The organism is Melissospora conviva (genome assembly GCF_049523535.1).
Taxonomy (GTDB): domain Bacteria; phylum Actinomycetota; class Actinomycetes; order Mycobacteriales; family Micromonosporaceae; genus Melissospora; species Melissospora conviva.
Genome location: NZ_JBLLDT010000004.1, coordinates 376,132 through 391,894 on the forward strand (window position 1 = coordinate 376,132; position 15,763 = coordinate 391,894).

The window sequence follows — 15,763 nt, forward strand, 5'->3', positions numbered from 1 at the left end:
CTGCTGCCGCCACAACTGAGGAGCACCAAGAATGCCCACGCCCACCAAGGGCCCCCGCCTCGGCGGCAGCCCCGCGCACGAGCGGCTGATGCTGGCCAACCTGGCCGCTGCGCTGTTCCAGCACGGCAAGATCCAGACCACCGAGACCAAGGCTCGGCGGCTGCGCCCGTTCGCGGAGCAGCTCATCACCAAGGCCAAGCGTGGTGACCTGTCCTCCCGTCGGCGGGTCGCCGGCGTCATCCGGGACAAGGACGTGGTCTTTTCCCTCTTCGACCAGATCGCTCCGCGATACGCCAACCGCAACGGCGGTTACACCCGTATCGTGAAGACCGGCCCCCGCAAGGGTGACGCCGCTCCGATGGCGATCATCGAGCTGGTAGAGGAGTTGGTCGTGGCTGAGCCGAGCAAGAAGTCCGCTGGGCGCAACCAGGCGCAGCAGGACAAGGTCGAGGCGCTCGCGCCGGAGGAGAACCTGCCCTCGTCGAAGTCTGGCGACCAGGACTCCGACGCTCCCGTGTCGGCCTCTGGTGACACCGCCGAGGCGCGCGAGGACAGCGACCTCGCCACCGAGGAGAAGCAGGCCTGATTTTCAGGTTGGAGTGGGCCCGGCACCCCGATGGGGTTCCGGGCCCGTTCCGTCTCCGGCGCCGGTCACCGCCACGGCAACCGCCCCGCCCGGGCCAGAGCGCGCCACGGCAAGCGCATGCCTGGGCCGGCACCCGGCACGTCAACCGCACCCCCCGCGCCAGGACCCGCTATGGGCAGCACGCAGAAGGAAGGCAGCAGATGGAGCAGGCGTCGACCCGGGTCCGCCTCGATGTCGCCTACGACGGCACCGACTTCTCCGGCTGGGCGGCGCAGCCGCAGCGCCGTACGGTCGCCGGGGTGCTGATGGCCACCCTTGACCGGATGCTCGGCGCGGGCACCGTCACGGGGCTGACCGTGGCCGGGCGTACCGACGCGGGGGTACACGCGACGGGGCAGGTCTGCCACGTCGACCTTCCCGGGCCCGTCTGGGACGAGGTGGGCGGTTCGCTGGTACGGCGGCTGGCCGGACTGCTCCCCGGCGACGTGCGGGTACGTGCGGCTGTCGAGGTGCCCGGCGACTTCGATGCCCGTTTCTCGGCCACCTTCCGCCGCTACGAGTACCGGGTGACCGACGCCGCGTACGGGGTGGAGCCGCTGCGCCGGCACGAGATCCTCGCCTGGCGGTGGCCGCTGGACCTGGACCGGCTCAACGCCGCCGCGGCCGGGCTGGTCGGTGAGCACGACTTCGCCGCGTACTGCCGCCGCAAGGAGAACGCGACCACGCTGCGCGAGGTGACCCGGCTGCAGTGGCGCCGAGACCCCGACGGCATCCTCGTCGCGACCGTCCAGGCGGACGCCTTCTGCCAGGCGATGGTGCGCAGCCTGGTCGGTGCGATGCTCGTCGCCGGCGACGGCCGCAAGCCGGTCGAATGGCCGGCCGGGTTGCTCGAACGCCGGGAGCGGTCAAGCGAGGTGACGGTGGCCCCGGCCCACGGGTTGACGCTGGTCGCGGTCGGCTACCCCCGGGACCCGGCCGAGTACGCCCGCCGCGCCGACCAGACCCGCCGGCTGCGCCTGCCCGGCCTGGCAGTGCCGGCACCCGAGCCCGCGGCCTGACCTCCGCGCGGACCCGCCCGGTACGCCCGAGCCCGCTGCCTGACCTCCGCGCGACCGACCCGGTACGCCCGAACTCGGTGGCCTGACCTCCGCGCGTGGCCTGACGCTCCTCGGCCTGGCCATCGTGGCCTCGGCCTGGCCCCCGTGGCCTCGGCCTGGCCATCGTGGCCTCGGCCTGGCCCCCGTGGCACGACCTTGCCGGCTCGGGCGTCAGTCGGTGCGGGCCGGGCCCGGGGCGCCGCCCGCCCGTTCGGCCAGCACTCCCTGGCGCAGATGCCCGTCGAGCAGGTCGGCGAGGAGTGCTCGTACGTGCGGGTCGTCGACGGCGGCGGCCTGCCCGTCCACCCGGACCACCACGCAGTAGATCAGGTAGTGCCCGGCGGCCTGCCAGCTCACCTGGCTCTCGGCCTCCGTCAGCGCCTCGGTCCGGCTGCCCGCCGGCAATCCCGGGAACCGGCCGCGGCCCTCGCCCAGCAGCACCTTGATGCGCTCGTCGGCGCGGACGGCGCCCGCGGTGTCGGTGAGGTTGAACAGCCCCGCGGTGGCGAGCCGCTCGCCGTCCGCCGAGCGCAGTGTCGCCCGGACGACCTGGGTGCAGCCGAAGCGGTTGAGCAGGTCGCCGATCTCTCCGGTGGCCGCGGCCGCGCAGTCGCGCCGCTGCTGAGTGCGCAGCACCTCGTACCCCGTCCCGGAGTCGGCCCCGACGGCGGGGGCGCCGAAGACCTCCGCGACGGTCAACGGCGCCGGGTCGGCGTCGCGGGAGGCGAGCCGGGCGGCCAGCGGGTCGGCCAGGGCGGACCGGGCCGACGGCGTCGGGCTCGGGCTCGGGCTTGGGCTCGGTGCGGCGACCGGCGCCGTCAGCTCGTCCGCGCTGCCGGGCCCCGCACCGCGGCTGAGCAGCACGGTGGTGGCCACGGCGGAGACCACCAGCAGCAGGACGACGGCGAGTCCGCCGACGAGCAGGCGCCCCTGCCCGCCGGTGCCGGGCCGGCGGGCGCCACGGCGGTGCCCGAAGGGGTGCGGCGGCGGCAGGTCTGCCGGCGGGTTGCCCGGCTGCGCGGTACGCGTGTGGTGCCCGGGCTGCGCGCGGTGCAGCTCCGGGGTGGGGAAGCGGGCGGGCGAAGGGCCCGGAGGCGGCTGCGGTGACGAAGCGGTTGCCTCCCCGGCCGTCCCGGACGCGTTCCGCGGGTCCCGACCGGACCGGTGCCCGTACATGTCGCACAGGGTAGTTGATTCGTGTGAATGAGTCACTGACCTGCGGAATTGTCGTGCCGGGTGGTGCGCGGGGGAGAATGTGGCAGTGACCGGGGACCACTACTTCAGCACCGAGCCCAGCACCGCCGAGCAGCGACGTGAGATCGAGTTCTCCGTGGCCGGGCGCGACTACCGTTTCAGCTCCGCCGGCGGGGTCTTCTCCGCCGCCCGGCTGGACGCGGGAACGGCGGTGCTGCTGCGCAAGGCCGACCTGCCCGACGCCGCCGAGCCCGGGCCGCTGCTCGACATCGGCTGCGGCTACGGCCCGATTGCCTGCGTGCTCGCCACCGAGGCGCCGGCGGCCACCGTCTGGGCCGTCGACGTCAACGCCCGCGCGCGGCAGCTCACCGTCGTCAACGCCGAGCGCAGCGGGGTGGCCGAGCGGGTCCGGGTCAGCGCGCCCGACGACGTACCGGGGGAGGTGAGCTTCACCCAGATCTGGTCCAACCCGCCGATCCGCATCGGCAAGGACGAGCTGCACGAACTGCTCGCCCGCTGGTTGCCCCGGCTCGCCCCCGGTGGCACGGCCTGGCTGGTCGTCGCCCGGCACCTCGGCGGCGACTCGCTGGCGCGTTGGCTGGTCGAGCAGGGCTGGCAGGTCGACCGGCACGCCAGCCAGAAGGGCTACCGGGTGCTGCGGGTCACCCACCCGTAAAGCCGTGGCGTCGGCACAGCCGACTCGGGCACCATTGCCGCTGTGGGATATGTGGACGTGGCAGGGGTCGGGCACGTCCTGCCCGATGGCCGGGAACTCTTCGCCGATGTGTCGTTCCGAGTCGGTGAGGGGGCGAAGGTGGCGCTGGTCGGCCCGAACGGGGCCGGCAAGACGACCCTGCTGAAGATGGTCGCCGGTGACCTGCCGGTCGCCACGGGCGCGATCGCACGGGCCGGTGGCCTCGGTGTGATGCGCCAGTTCATCGGCATGATCGGCGACGACACCACCCTCGGGGACCTGGCGCTGACGCTCGCCGCCCCGGCCCTGGCCGCGGCCGGCGCGCGCCTGGCCGGCGCCGAGGCCGCGCTGCACGCCGCCGAGCTGCGCGGCAGGTACAGCACCGCCGCCGGCAGATCACAGCTGGCGTACGCCGACGCGCTCGCCGCCTGGGGAGAGGCCGGCGGCTACGAGGCCGAGGTGCTATTCGACACCGTCTCCACCATCGTGCTGGAGCTGCCCTGGGAGGCGACCCGCGACCGGCCGGTGCGCACCCTCTCCGGTGGTCAGCAGAAGCGTTTCGCGCTGGAGTTGCTGCTGCGCGGTGGCGACGAGGTGCTGCTGCTCGACGAGCCGGACAACTTCCTCGACGTGCCGGGCAAGCGCTGGCTGGAGCAGCGGCTGCGGGAATCGGCCAAGTCGGTCCTCTATGTCTCGCACGACCGGGAACTGCTCGCCCAGACGGCCGACCGGGTGGTCGCGGTGGAGGGTGGCAGCGCCTGGGTGCACCCGGGTGGCTTCGCCGACTGGCACGCCGCGCGGGTGGCCCGCCACGACCGGCTCGAGGAGCAGCGCCGGCGCTGGGACGAGGAGCACCAGAAGCTGCGCGACCTGATGCTGATGTACAAGCAGAAGGCGGCGTACAACGACGGGCTGGCGTCGCGGTACCAGGCCGCCAAGACCCGGCTGCGCAAGTTCGAGGAGGCCGGGCCGCCGCCGCTGCCGCCGAAGGAGCAGGACATCCGGATGCGGCTCGCCGGCGGCCGGACCGGCAAGCGGGCGGTGATCTGCGAACAGCTCGCCCTGGACGACCTGACCTTCCCCTTCGACCTGGAGATCTGGTACGGCGACCGGGTCGCCGTCCTCGGCGCCAACGGCACCGGCAAGTCGCACTTCCTGCGACTGCTGGCGCGCGGTGGCACCGATCCCGACCCGGCGAACGGCCCGGTCGACGCCGGTGCGGCGCTCGCCCCGGTCGCGCACGAGGGGGTGGCGCGGCTGGGTGCCCGGGTACGCCCCGGCCACTTCTCCCAGACCCATGACCGGCCGGAACTTGCGGACCGGACACTGGTGGAGATCCTCTGGCGGGGCGACGAGCACCGCGCGGGCATGGACCGGCACGCGGCGATGGGCGTGCTGAGCCGCTACGAGCTGGCCCGGCAGGGCGATCAGCGCTTCGGCAGCCTCTCCGGCGGCCAGCAGGCACGCTTCCTGGTGCTGCTGCTGGAGCTGTCGGGGGCCACCCTGCTGCTGCTCGACGAGCCGACCGACAACCTCGACCTGGCCTCGGCGGAGGCGCTGGAGGCGGGGCTGGCAGCGTTCGCCGGCACCGTCGTGGCGGTCACCCACGACCGCTGGTTCACCCGCTCCTTCGACCGTTTCCTGCTCTTCCGCGGCGACAACGAGGTGGTGGAGACGCCCGAGCCGGTCTGGGACGTCGGCTGAGCATCTGCGGCGCTCGACCGCCGGGCGGCCTAAGGTTGATCTCGTGACTGAGATGACGTACCGAAGGTTGGGCGACTCGGGGCTGATGGTCTCCGTGGTCGGTATCGGCTGCAACAACTTCGGCCGCAAGCTGGACGCCGACGGCACCCGCGTGGTGGTCGACGCCGCGCTGGAGGCCGGCATCAACTTCTTCGACACCGCCGACATCTACGGCGAGCCGCACGGCGGCTCCGAGGAGCTGCTCGGCGCCGCCCTCAAGGGGCGTCGCGACGACGTGGTGGTGGCGACGAAGTTCGGCATGAACATGTCCGGGATGAACGGACCGGACCACGGCGCGCGGGGCGCGCGGCGCTACATCGTGCGCGCCGTCGAGGCGTCCCTGCGGCGGCTCGACACCGACTTCATCGACCTGTACCAGATGCACGAGCCGGACCCGGGCACCCCGATCGACGAGACGCTCGCCGCCCTGCACGACCTGGTCCAGGCCGGCAAGGTCCGCTACCTGGGCAACTCGAACTTCGCCGGCTGGGAGATCGCCGACGCCGACTGGACGGCACGCGCCGGTGGGCTCACCCCGTTCATCAGCGCCCAGAACCGCTACAGCCTGCTGGAGCGCGCGGTCGAGGAGGAGGTGGTGCCGGCCTGCGAGCGCTTCGGGCTCGGGCTGCTGCCGTTCTTCCCGCTCGCCAACGGGCTGCTCACCGGCAAGTACCAGCGCGACCAGGCGCCGCCCGCGGGCAGCCGGCTCGCCGGTGGCGGACGGTACGCCGAACGGCTCGCCGCCGCGCCGTGGGACACCATCGAGGCGATCGAGGCGTACGCCGCCGAGCGGGGACTGAGCATGCTTCAGGTCGCCATCGGCGGCCTGGCGGCACAGCCCGCGGTTGCCTCGGTGATCGCCGGCGCCACCAGCGCCGAACAGGTCCAGGAGAACGCCGCCGCCGGCACCTGGGAACCGTCGGCCGAGGACCTGGCCGCGCTCGACGACCTCCTCTGAGGCGCTGTCGCCGCCTGATTCGTCGGGCTCGGGTCCTTGGCGGATCGGGCGGCGGCACGTACGGTGACAGGCAACTGAACCACGGGAGTCCGGCGTACCGGGCTGAGAGGGGGGCTGCGGCCCCCGACCGTCGAACCTGATCCGGGTAATGCCGGCGCAGGGAGGAGTTCCGCCGTGCCCGTACTGGGACGTCTGCACCTCATCACCGACACCCGTGGCGGGCGCGACCCGCTGCCGGTGCTGCGGGCCGCCCTCGACGCGGGCGGTCCGGAGCTTGTCGTGCAGGTCCGGGCGACGAGTGGGCTGGGTGACGCCGAGGCGTACCGGCTGGCCTGTGCCGCTGCCGCGCTCTGCGCCGACGCCGGGGCGACCTGCCTGGTCAACGACCGGCTGCACGTCGCGCTCGCCGCCGGGATCCGCGGCGGCCACGTCGGCGCCGACGACCTGCCGGTGGCGGCGGCGCGCCGGGTGCTCGGGCCCGCTGCCCTGCTCGGCGCCACCGCCCGCGACCCCCGGACCGCGCTGTCGGCCGTCGCCGCCGGCGCCGATTACCTCGGGGTCGGGCCCTGCCACGCCACCACCACCAAACCGGGCCTTCCACCGCCGATCGGCGCGGACGGGATCCGCGCGGTCGCCGCCGCTGTCGACGTCCCCGTGATCGCCATCGGTGGGGTCACCGTGGCGCGGGTGGCCGCGTTGCGGGCGGCCGGCGCGTACGGGGTGGCCGTCGTCGCGGCTCTTGCCGACGCCGACGACCCAGGGCGGGAGACGACCCGGCTGCTGGCGGCGCTGCGATGAACGGCGCCGGAGTAGACGGCGCTGCGGTCGACGGCGCTGCGGTGAACGGCGCTGCGGTGAACGGCGCTGCGGTGAACGGCGTGGAGCCGGTGACGGTGATCGGGGGCGGGCCGATCGGGCTGGCGATCGCCTGGCGTTGCGCCGCCGCGGGGCTGGCCGTGACTCTGCACGATCCGCAGCCCGGTTCGGGAGCCGGGGCGGTCGCCGCCGGGATGCTCTCCCCGGTCGCCGAGGCGTACTTCGGCGAGGAGGAGCTGACCGGGCTGCTGGTGGCCTCGGCAGCCCGCTGGCCCGCGTTCGCCGCCGAACTGACCGCCGCCAGCGGCATCGACCTCGGACATCGCGGGGAGGGGACCCTCGTCGTCGGGCTCACCCGTGACGACGCCGCCGCGGCCCGCCGGCTCTGGACGTACCAGCGTCAGCTGGGGCTGGCCCTCACCCCGCTCGACGCGGCAGCGCTGCGCGCCGCCGAGCCGTCGCTGACCCCGCGCATCGGCGCCAGCGCGCTGCTCCCCGACGACCACCAGGTCGACCCGCGCCGGCTGGTGACGGCGCTGCGCGAGGCCGCCGTCCGGGCCGGGGTGCGTCTCGTCCCCTCCGCCGTGACCGACCTCGACACGATTGGTGCGGGCACCACGGTGGTCGCCGCCGGCTGGGCGAGCGGGGCGCTGACCGGCCTGCCGGTGCGCCCGGTCAAGGGGGAGATCCTGCGGCTGCGCGCACCCGCCGGTGCGGCGCCCGCGCTGCGGCACGTGATCCGGGGGCAGGCCGACGGTGAACCGGTCTACCTGGTGCCCCGCGCCGACGGCGAGGTGGTCGTCGGCGCGACGGTCGAGGAGCACGCCGACACCCGGGTCAGCGCCGGGGCGGTGCTGCGGCTGCTGCGCGCCGCCACCGCCCTGGTGCCGGAGCTGGCCGAGTACGACCTGGTCGAGACCGCGGCGGGGCTGCGTCCCGGCACACCGGACAACCGCCCGCTCATCGGCGAGCTGCCCGGCCGCCCCGGGGTGCTGGTCGCCACCGGCCACTACCGGCACGGCATCGTGCTGACCCCGCTCACCGCCGAGCTGATCCGGGACCGGATCACCGTCGGCGCCGCTCTGCCCGACAGCGTGACGCCCGGCCGGTTCGCGGTGTCGCAGACCCGAAAGGTGCAGTCATGGACGTGACGGTCAACGGCGACCCGCGGGAGGTCACCGGCGGGAGCACCGTCGCCGACCTGGTCGAGGAGCTCTCCGCCGGCCACCGGGGGGTGGCGGTGGCGGTCAACGGCGAGGTGGTGCCCCGTACCGGCTGGCCGGCGGCCACCCTGCGGGCCGGTGACCGCGTCGAGGTGCTCAGCGCCGCGCAGGGCGGGTGAGCGGGATGCCCTTGGTCATCGGCGGTGAGAAGCTCACCTCCCGGCTGATCCTCGGCACCGGTGGCACGACGAACCTCCAGCTGCTGGAGGAGGCGATCCGGGCCAGCGGCACCGAACTCGTCACCGTGGCGCTGCGCCGGGTCGGCGCCACCCCCGGCGGGCTGCTCGACCTGCTCGACCGCTGCGGTGTGCGGGTGCTGCCGAACACGGCCGGCTGCTACACCGCCGCCGACGCGGTCCGGACCGCCCGGATGGCCCGGGAGGCGTTCGGCACCGACTGGATCAAGCTCGAGGTGATCGGCGACGAGCGGACACTGCTGCCCGACGGCGCCGAACTCCTGATCGCCGCCGGTGAACTCGTCGCCGCCGGGTTCACGGTGCTGCCGTACACCAGCGACGACCCGGTGCTGGCCCGCCGCCTGGCCGATCTGGGCTGCGCCGCGGTGATGCCGGCCGGCGCGCCGATCGGCTCCGGCCTCGGCATCGGCAACCCGCACCACATCCGGCTGATCCGCGACGCCGTCGACGTCCCGGTGATCCTCGACGCGGGCATCGGCACCGCCTCCGACGCCGCGCTGGCGATGGAGCTCGGCTGCGACGCGGTGCTGCTCGCCAGTGCCGTCACCCGGGCCGCCGACCCGGTGCGGATGGCCACCGCCATGCGGTACGCCGTGGAGGCGGGCCGGCTCGCCGCCGGCGCCGGCCGGATCGCCCGCCGCCACCACGCCCTCGCCTCCACCGGCGACGAAGGGCTGGCGCAGTGGTGACGCCGGCGCCGCTGCTGGTGCTCACCGATCGGCACCAGGCCCGGCGGCCGCTGCCGGCGGTGATCGCCGCCGCGGTGGCGGGCGGTGTGCGGTGGGTGCTGCTGCGGGAACGGGACCTGCCGGCGGCGGCCCGCGCGCGGCTCGCCGCCGAACTGCGTGAGCTGCTCGCCGGGGTCGGCGGCACCCTCAGCGTCGCCGGGGCGGACCCGCTCGGCGGTGCGGCCGTGCACCTGCCCGCCGCCGCCGCTGCACCGCCGCCGGGGCTCGCCCTGGTCGGGCGCTCCTGTCACGACCGGACCGAACTCGCCGGGATCACCGGCGAGGACTACGTCACCGTCTCGCCGGTCTGGCCCAGCGCGAGCAAACCCGGGTACGGCCCGCCGCTTCGCCTGCGCGGACTGCGTGACCTTGTCCGGTTCAGCCCGGTGCCGGTGCTCGCCCTCGGCGGCGTCGAGTCGGCGGCCCAGGTACGGGCCGTCCGGGCCGCCGGCGCCGTGGGGGTCGCCGTGCTCGGCGCGGTGATGCGCGCACCCGACCCGGCCGCTGTCGTGGCCGACCTGCTCGCCGCTGCCACCGCACCGCCCCAGCCCCAGGAGGAGCCGGTATGACCCCGCCCGTCGTGCTGACCGTGGCCGGCTCCGACTCCGGCTGCGGCGCCGGGATCCAGGCCGACCTGAAGACCTTCGCCGCGCTCGGCGCGTACGGCACCTGCGCGATCACGGCGGTGACGGCGCAGAACACCCTCGGCGTGGACGATGTCCACCCGCTGCCGCCGGAGATCGTCACGGCGCAGGTGGTGTCGGTGACCGCCGACTTCGGGGTGCGGGCGGTCAAGACCGGCATGCTCGGTTCACCGAAGATCGCCGACTCGATCGCCGGGGCGGCCGCCGCCGGACTGCTGCCGAACCTCGTCGTCGACCCCGTGCTGGTCGCCACCAGCGGGCACCGGCTCGGGGTGGTCGAGGCGGTGACCCGGCTGCTGCCGTACGCCCTCGTCGCCACCCCGAACGTCGCCGAGGCCGCCGAGATCCTCGGCAGCCCGGTCGGCACCGTCGAGGAGATGGCACAGGCGGCGGCGCAGCTGGCGGCGGCCGGACCGGCGTACGTGGTCGTCACCGGCGGGGATCTGCCCGGCGAACCGGACGCGGTGGACGTGCTGCACGGGCCGCACGGGACGACCGTCCTGCGGGGAGCGCGGGTGCCGACCCGGCACACGCACGGCACCGGGTGTTCGTTCTCGGCGGCGATCGCGGTACGCCTGGCGCGGGGCGACTCCGTACCCGAGGCAGTCGCGCTGGCCAAGCGGTACGTCGCCGCCGGTCTGACCGCCGGGCGGGACTGGGCACTCGGTGCCGGCAGGGGGCCGCTGAACCACTTCGTCCGGGTGTCCTGACGGCGCTGCTGCGTCCTCGCACGGTGCTCGCCCGCGGCGCGGCGGTCCCGTACAGTCACCCGTCATGATCGACTCTGAGGATTCCGCGCCCGGCTGGGATGCCATCGCCGCGCAGCTCGACGCGCTCTATCCGGGCGTCGAACCGCACCACTACGGCACGCTGGTCAAGTGGCGGCTGGGCGGCAACGACCCGCTCGACGGCATCAGCGCCTATCCGCGCGCCGGCCACTGGCACATCGTCACGTTCGGCCTGTCGGAGCTGTACTCCAAGGAGTCGGAGGACCTGGAGGAGTCGGGCTGGGGGTTCGAGCTGACGTTCCGGCTGGCCCGTGCCGACGACGAGGACGAGCCGCCGATGTGGGCGATGGGGTTCCTGCAGAACATCGCCCGGTACGTCTTCACCACCGGAAACGCCTTCGCCCCCGGCCATCACCTGGACATCAACGGCCCGATCTGCCAGGAAGCGCCCGGCACCGCGATCCGCGCCATCGCCTTCGTCGACGATCCCGAACTCGACCCGATCGACACCCCCCACGGCCGGCTGCGGTTCCTGCAGGTGGTCGGGCTGACAACCGACGAGTACGCCGTGGTGGAGCGCTGGAACAGCCAGCGGCTGCTCGCCGCCATGACCCCGTACCTGCCGTTGCTCGTCACCGACCTCGACCGGGACGGACTGACGCGGCACCCGCAGGTCGCGGCGGCGATCGAGGAGGGGATCCGGCGGGACGGCTCCTCCACCGGCTTCCTCTTCGTCGAGCAGGCGCGCTGGCGCGTCGAGCGGGACACGGCCGGGCAGCCGCGGACGACGCTGACGCTCGACGCGATCCCGGCGCCGCGGATCGGGCGGGTCCTCGCCGCCCGGCTGCCCTTCGGCCGCGGGCTGCTGCTGCGCTCCCAGGAGAGCGGGATCGGTCTGCGCTGCGGCGAACGGTTCACGGTCACCGAGGAGGGCAACGCCATCCTCGCGGTCGAGCTCCCGCCCGCGGCGCTCGCCGAACTGACCGAGGCGCTGGAGTCGGCCGCCGGGACCTACCCGCTGGCCGCCGCGCCGGGCCTGACCGTGGAGATCGTCGGCGAGCAGCCGCGTGATCAGGCGGGCGAGGTGGTATCCGAGGTGGGCTGAAGGTCCGCGATGTGCGGGAGGACCTCGGTGGCGATCAGTTCCAGCTGGTCGAGGTCGGTGAGGTCGCTCAGGCGCAGGTGCACCCGCGCGGCGCCGATCCCGGCGAACTCGGCGATGCGATCCACCAGCAGGCCGGGGGAGCCCACCACCGGCTCCTCCGGCGGCAGGGCGCTCTTGGCGTGCAGGGGCGCTGCCCGCCGTGCCGCCTCGGCGTCGGTGCGGCCGATGGCCACCACGATGCCGGCCGACAGGACCAGCGGGGCCCGTCCGGAAGCGGCCCGCCCGGACTGGGCGCTGACGGCGCGGACCCGCTCGAACGCCCGGGCCGTCTCGGTCACGCTCCGGAAGGGCATGTTGAACTCGGTCGCGTAGCGGGCGGCCAGCTCCGGCGTACGCCGGGCGCCCTTGCCGCCGACGATGAGCGGTGGCCCGGGCTGCTGGAGCGGCTTGGGCAGTGCCGGCGCGCCGGTCAGGGTCCAGTACCGGCCCTGGTGGTCGAAGGTCTGCCCGACCGGGGTGGACCAGAGGCCGGTGAGGATGGCGAGCTGCTCCTCGAGCCGGTCGAAACGCTCGGCGGTCGGGGGGAACGGCAGGCCGTAGGAGAGGTGCTCGCGCTCGTACCAGCCGGCGCCGATGCCCAGGTCCAGCCGTCCGCCGCTCATCTGGTCGACCTGGGCGGCCATGATGGCCAGCGGGCCGGGAGGCCGGAAGGTGGCCGAGGTGACCAGGGTGCCGAGGCGGATCCGGGAGGTCTCCCGGGACAGCGCGGCCAGGGTCAGCCAGGCGTCCGTCGGGCCGGGCAGGCCGTCGACGTCCCCCATGGACTGGTAGTGGTCGGCGCGCAGCAGCCCTTCGAAGCCCAGCGCCTCGACGGCGTGAGCGAGGCGGAGCTGGTCGTCGTAGCTGGCACCGCGGTGCGGCTCGACGAAGATGGATGTACGCACGTTCGCCTCCTGGCGGTCAGGCCGTCGCCACCGGGTCCGGCGATTCCTTGGTCATCAGCAGCTCGTGCAGGTCGGCGCTGACCTGGGCCACCTGCGCCAGGTGGTCGTTGCGGCCCAGGGTGCGGGGCCGCGGGATGTCGATCGAGCGCATTTCGCGGATGCGGCCGGGGCGGGGGCTGAGCACCACCACCCGGTCGGCCAGCAGCACCGCCTCGTCGATCGAGTGGGTCACGAAGACGACGGTCGCGCCGTTGTCCATGTGGATGCGCTGCAGCTCGCCGGCGAGCTCGGAGCGGGTCAGCGCGTCGAGGGCGGAGAAGGGCTCGTCCATCAGCATCACCCGCGGGTTGCCGATCAGCGACCGGCAGAGCGAGACCCGCTGCTGCATGCCGCCGGAGAGTTCGTGCGGGCGCCGGTTCTCGAAGCCGGCCAGCCCGGCCATCTCCAGCAGCTGCCGGGCGCGTACGCGCTGCTCCTTGCGCTTCCAGCCGAAGATCTCGGTCGGCAGGAGGACGTTGTCCAGCACCGACCGCCAGGGCAGCAGCGCGGGACGCTGGAAGAGCATGGCGATGTCGCGCCGGGCTCCGGTGACCGGGGTGTCGTCGACGGTGATCTGACCGGCGCTGACCGGCAGCAACCCGGCGATCAGCCGCAGCAGCGTGGACTTGCCGCAGCCGGAGCGGCCGAGGATGGCGACGAACTCGCCCTCGGCCACATCGAGGTTGATGTCGCGTAGCGCTTCGAGGGTGCCGTGGCGGCCGGTGAAGGTCCGGGAGACGCCGGAGAGCCTGATCATGTGCTTGGTCCGCTCAGAGAAAGATCATTCGCATTTCCCAGGCTATCCGTATCGTGCCCCACAATGCCAGTCCAGGCGAAGAGTCCCCTTCCTGCCCGGATGTGAATCCCCACAGGCCGGGCTCGCCGGGCTTCCCCTACTCTGTCGCCGACGACCGATCAACCCCCCGGGGGGCCGTGCCTGTTCCGAAACGCAGCACCCCCCTGCTGAAAGGAAAGCGTTGATGAAGAGGATCACGCGCACACTGACGGTGGCGCTGCTGGCCACCGCAATGGGCCTCGCGAGCGCCTGCACCAGCAGCGACTCGAAGACCGGCGGCGATGGCGAGGGCCTGCGCAAGGTCACGTACCTGACCTCCTTCGGCAACTTCGGGCGCGACGCCTACGCCTGGTTGGCCAAGGAGAAGGGTTACTTCGCCGAGGCCGGCCTCGATGTGGAGATCAAGCAGGGCCAGGGCACCGGCGGGGTCATCCAGACCGTCGTGGGCGGACAGGCCGACTTCGGCCCGATCGACCTCACCGGCGGCCTGCTGCAGATGGGTGGCGGCCAGGCCAAGGACTTCACCGTGGTCGCCGCGATCCAGCAGCGCACCATGGCCGCCATCTTCACCACCGAGGACAAGGGCATCACCCGCCCGCAGGACCTGGAGGGCAAGAAGCTCGCCGACACCCCCGGGTCGGTCGTGCGCAACCTCTTCCCGACGTACGCCAAGATGGCCGGCATCGACGCGACGAAGGTCACCTGGGTAAACGGCGAGGCCCAGACCCTGATGGGCACCCTCGCCAACGGCTCGGTGGACGGCATCGGCCAGTTCGTCGTCGGCAAGCCCACCGTCGAGGCGGTGACCGAGAAGAAGGCCGTCATGTTCCCGTACGGCGACGTGATGACCGACCTCTACGGCAACGTGCTGATCACCTCCACCAAGATCGCCAAGGAAGACCCGGAGATGGTCAAGGCGTTCAGCGGCGCGCTGCTCAAGGGGCTGGAGTACAGCCTGGAGAACCCGCGCGAGGCCGCCGAGATCCTGGCCGAGAACGGCGAGGCGGTCAACGTCGACTCGGCCACCGCCGAACTCGAGCTGATGGCCTCGTACGTACGGGCCAGCAACGCCGGCGTCACGCTCGGCTCGCTGGACGCGCAGCGGGTGGCGCGCAGCATCGCCATCCTGCAGGGCTCCGGGGCGATCCCGGACGGCATGACGCCCGAGCAGATCATCAGCTTCGATCTGGCTCCGAAGTCCTGACCTGATTCACCAGCGGCGGGTGCGCGGACCGGTTGCCGGTCTGCGCACCCGCCGTCGTCTCGCGCCTGTTCTCGAGGAGGACGCCATGACTCAGATCCGGTCCGCACCGCCGGCCGAGGCCGCGCGGCGGCGGCTCGTACCGCCCCTGCTCGCCGCACTGCGCGCGGCCGGCCTGCCGATCCTCGGTGTGCTGATCGCGCTGGGCGCCTGGTGGCTGGCCACCAGCCTGCAACTGATCCATCCGCTGGTGCTGCCGCCGCCGGGTGATGTCTGGACCGAGTTCGGAAAGTCGGCCGACCGGCTGCTGGAGCACGCCGCGGTCACCACCCAGGAGGTGGTGCTCGGCTTCCTGCTCTCCGCCGCGTTCGGCACCCTGATCGGGCTCGGACTCGCCGCCTCCCACGTGCTGGAGCGCATGTTCATGCCGCTGCTGGTGGCGGTGAACGCCGTTCCGAAGATCACCATCGGGCCGCTGCTCGTGGTCGCCATGGGGTGGGGGCAGGCCCCGATCCTGACGATGGTCTTCCTGCTCTGCTTCTTTCCGATCGTCCTGGCCACCGCGACCGGCCTCGCCGGCACCCCCGCCGACCTCGCCGAGCTGGCCCGCTCGCTGGATGCGTCCCGCTGGCAGACCTTCCGCAAGGTGCGCCTGCCGGCGGCCGTGCCGCAGATCTTCGTGGGCCTGAAGGTGGGGATGCCGCTCGCCGCGATCGGCGCGGTGATCGGCGAGTTCCAGGCCGGTGAGGGTGGCCTCGGCTATCTCATCCAGGCGGCGGCCGGCGTGGGGCAGAGCACCCTCGTCTGGGCCGCGATCCTGCTGATCGGCATCATCAGCATCGTGCTCTATTTCCTGCTGGTGGTCGTCGAGCGGCTGGCCCTGCCCTGGGTGCGGGAGACGACCTCCGCCCGCTGATCCTCGCCCGGATTCGGGTGCGGCCGCAGCTCAGAGCCGCACCGGGCGTGGGGGGGGGGGGGGGGGGGGGGGCCCCGCCCCCCCCCCCCCCCCCCCCCCCCCCCCCCCCCCCCCCCCCCCCCCCCCCCCCCCCCCCCCCCCCCCCCCCCCCCCC

The 15,763-nt window shown here is 73.8% G+C and carries 17 protein-coding genes and 1 riboswitch; of the genes, 14 read left to right on the forward strand and 3 right to left on the reverse strand.

What is annotated here, in order from left to right; genetic code table 11:
• Nucleotides 1–31 precede the first annotated feature (31 nt).
• Both rplQ and truA read left to right on the forward strand, forming a co-directional pair.
• On the forward strand, nt 32–586 hold the full coding sequence (gene rplQ / locus ACK8GG_RS13200; protein ID WP_440352513.1) for a 50S ribosomal protein L17: 555 nt from the start codon (nt 32–34) through the stop codon (nt 584–586).
• 200 nt (nt 587–786) lie between these two features.
• On the forward strand, nt 787–1,644 hold the full coding sequence (gene truA, locus ACK8GG_RS13205; protein WP_440356409.1) for a tRNA pseudouridine(38-40) synthase TruA: 858 nt from the start codon (nt 787–789) through the stop codon (nt 1,642–1,644).
• Between the two features lie 210 nt (nt 1,645–1,854).
• Here the strand turns inward: truA and ACK8GG_RS13210 are convergent, their stop codons facing one another.
• A complete protein-coding gene (locus ACK8GG_RS13210) occupies nt 1,855–2,859 on the reverse strand; it encodes a hypothetical protein (protein WP_440356410.1) in 1,005 nt (334 codons plus the stop codon).
• 85 nt (nt 2,860–2,944) lie between these two features.
• Between ACK8GG_RS13210 and ACK8GG_RS13215 the strand changes: the two genes are divergently transcribed.
• The 10 genes from ACK8GG_RS13215 (at nt 2,945) to ACK8GG_RS13260 (ending at nt 11,713) form a co-directional block, all read left to right on the forward strand.
• Nucleotides 2,945–3,553, forward strand: coding sequence for a class I SAM-dependent methyltransferase (locus ACK8GG_RS13215; RefSeq protein ID WP_440356411.1), 609 nt, complete (start codon nt 2,945–2,947; stop codon nt 3,551–3,553).
• Between the two features lie 42 nt (nt 3,554–3,595).
• Nucleotides 3,596–5,275 (forward strand): ATP-binding cassette domain-containing protein, encoded by a 1,680-nt coding sequence (locus tag ACK8GG_RS13220; protein WP_440356412.1) that lies wholly within the window; start codon nt 3,596–3,598, stop codon nt 5,273–5,275.
• A gap of 52 nt (nt 5,276–5,327) precedes the next feature.
• Entirely contained in the window at nt 5,328–6,272 is a 945-nt protein-coding gene (locus ACK8GG_RS13225; protein WP_440356429.1) for an aldo/keto reductase, read from the forward strand.
• Between the two features lie 71 nt (nt 6,273–6,343).
• Nucleotides 6,344–6,454, forward strand: a riboswitch (TPP riboswitch).
• The gene (thiE, locus tag ACK8GG_RS13230; RefSeq protein ID WP_440352517.1) at nt 6,447–7,070 is read left to right on the forward strand and encodes a thiamine phosphate synthase; all 624 of its coding nucleotides are present in this window, start codon (nt 6,447–6,449) and stop codon (nt 7,068–7,070) included. (Overlaps the previous riboswitch by 8 nt.)
• Nucleotides 7,071–7,159: 89 nt before the next feature.
• Nucleotides 7,160–8,239 carry a glycine oxidase ThiO gene (gene thiO, locus ACK8GG_RS13235; RefSeq protein ID WP_440356430.1) on the forward strand — a complete coding sequence of 360 codons (1,080 nt, stop codon included), beginning with the start codon at nt 7,160–7,162 and terminating at the stop codon, nt 8,237–8,239.
• Complete coding sequence (thiS, locus tag ACK8GG_RS13240; RefSeq protein ID WP_440356413.1) at nt 8,230–8,430, forward strand: sulfur carrier protein ThiS; 201 nt, start codon at nt 8,230–8,232, stop codon at nt 8,428–8,430. The genes thiO and thiS overlap by 10 nt, the downstream gene beginning before the upstream one ends.
• Nucleotides 8,431–8,435: 5 nt before the next feature.
• Nucleotides 8,436–9,197 carry a thiazole synthase gene (locus ACK8GG_RS13245; protein ID WP_440356414.1) on the forward strand — a complete coding sequence of 254 codons (762 nt, stop codon included), beginning with the start codon at nt 8,436–8,438 and terminating at the stop codon, nt 9,195–9,197.
• Nucleotides 9,191–9,805, forward strand: a complete 615-nt coding sequence (locus ACK8GG_RS13250) for a thiamine phosphate synthase (protein WP_440356415.1) — start codon at nt 9,191–9,193, stop codon at nt 9,803–9,805. The genes ACK8GG_RS13245 and ACK8GG_RS13250 overlap by 7 nt, the downstream gene beginning before the upstream one ends.
• Nucleotides 9,802–10,590, forward strand: coding sequence for a bifunctional hydroxymethylpyrimidine kinase/phosphomethylpyrimidine kinase (thiD, locus tag ACK8GG_RS13255; RefSeq protein ID WP_440356416.1), 789 nt, complete (start codon nt 9,802–9,804; stop codon nt 10,588–10,590). Before ACK8GG_RS13250 ends, thiD begins: the two co-directional genes overlap by 4 nt.
• A gap of 64 nt (nt 10,591–10,654) precedes the next feature.
• Entirely contained in the window at nt 10,655–11,713 is a 1,059-nt protein-coding gene (locus tag ACK8GG_RS13260; protein ID WP_440349603.1) for a suppressor of fused domain protein, read from the forward strand.
• On the opposite strand, the gene ACK8GG_RS13265 is transcribed toward ACK8GG_RS13260, so the two are convergent.
• Both ACK8GG_RS13265 and ACK8GG_RS13270 read right to left on the reverse strand, forming a co-directional pair.
• A complete protein-coding gene (locus ACK8GG_RS13265; protein ID WP_440356417.1) occupies nt 11,680–12,657 on the reverse strand; it encodes an LLM class F420-dependent oxidoreductase in 978 nt (325 codons plus the stop codon). The genes ACK8GG_RS13260 and ACK8GG_RS13265 overlap by 34 nt on opposite strands.
• 16 nt (nt 12,658–12,673) lie before the next feature.
• Nucleotides 12,674–13,453 (reverse strand): ABC transporter ATP-binding protein, encoded by a 780-nt coding sequence (locus ACK8GG_RS13270; protein ID WP_440356418.1) that lies wholly within the window; start codon nt 13,451–13,453, stop codon nt 12,674–12,676.
• 223 nt (nt 13,454–13,676) lie between these two features.
• On the opposite strand from ACK8GG_RS13270, the gene ACK8GG_RS13275 reads away from it, so the two are divergent.
• Nucleotides 13,677–14,696, forward strand: a complete 1,020-nt coding sequence (locus tag ACK8GG_RS13275) for an ABC transporter substrate-binding protein (RefSeq protein ID WP_440356419.1) — start codon at nt 13,677–13,679, stop codon at nt 14,694–14,696.
• An 85-nt stretch (nt 14,697–14,781) separates the two neighbouring features.
• A complete protein-coding gene (locus ACK8GG_RS13280; RefSeq protein WP_440349607.1) occupies nt 14,782–15,609 on the forward strand; it encodes an ABC transporter permease in 828 nt (275 codons plus the stop codon).
• Nucleotides 15,610–15,763: the final 154 nt, after the last annotated feature.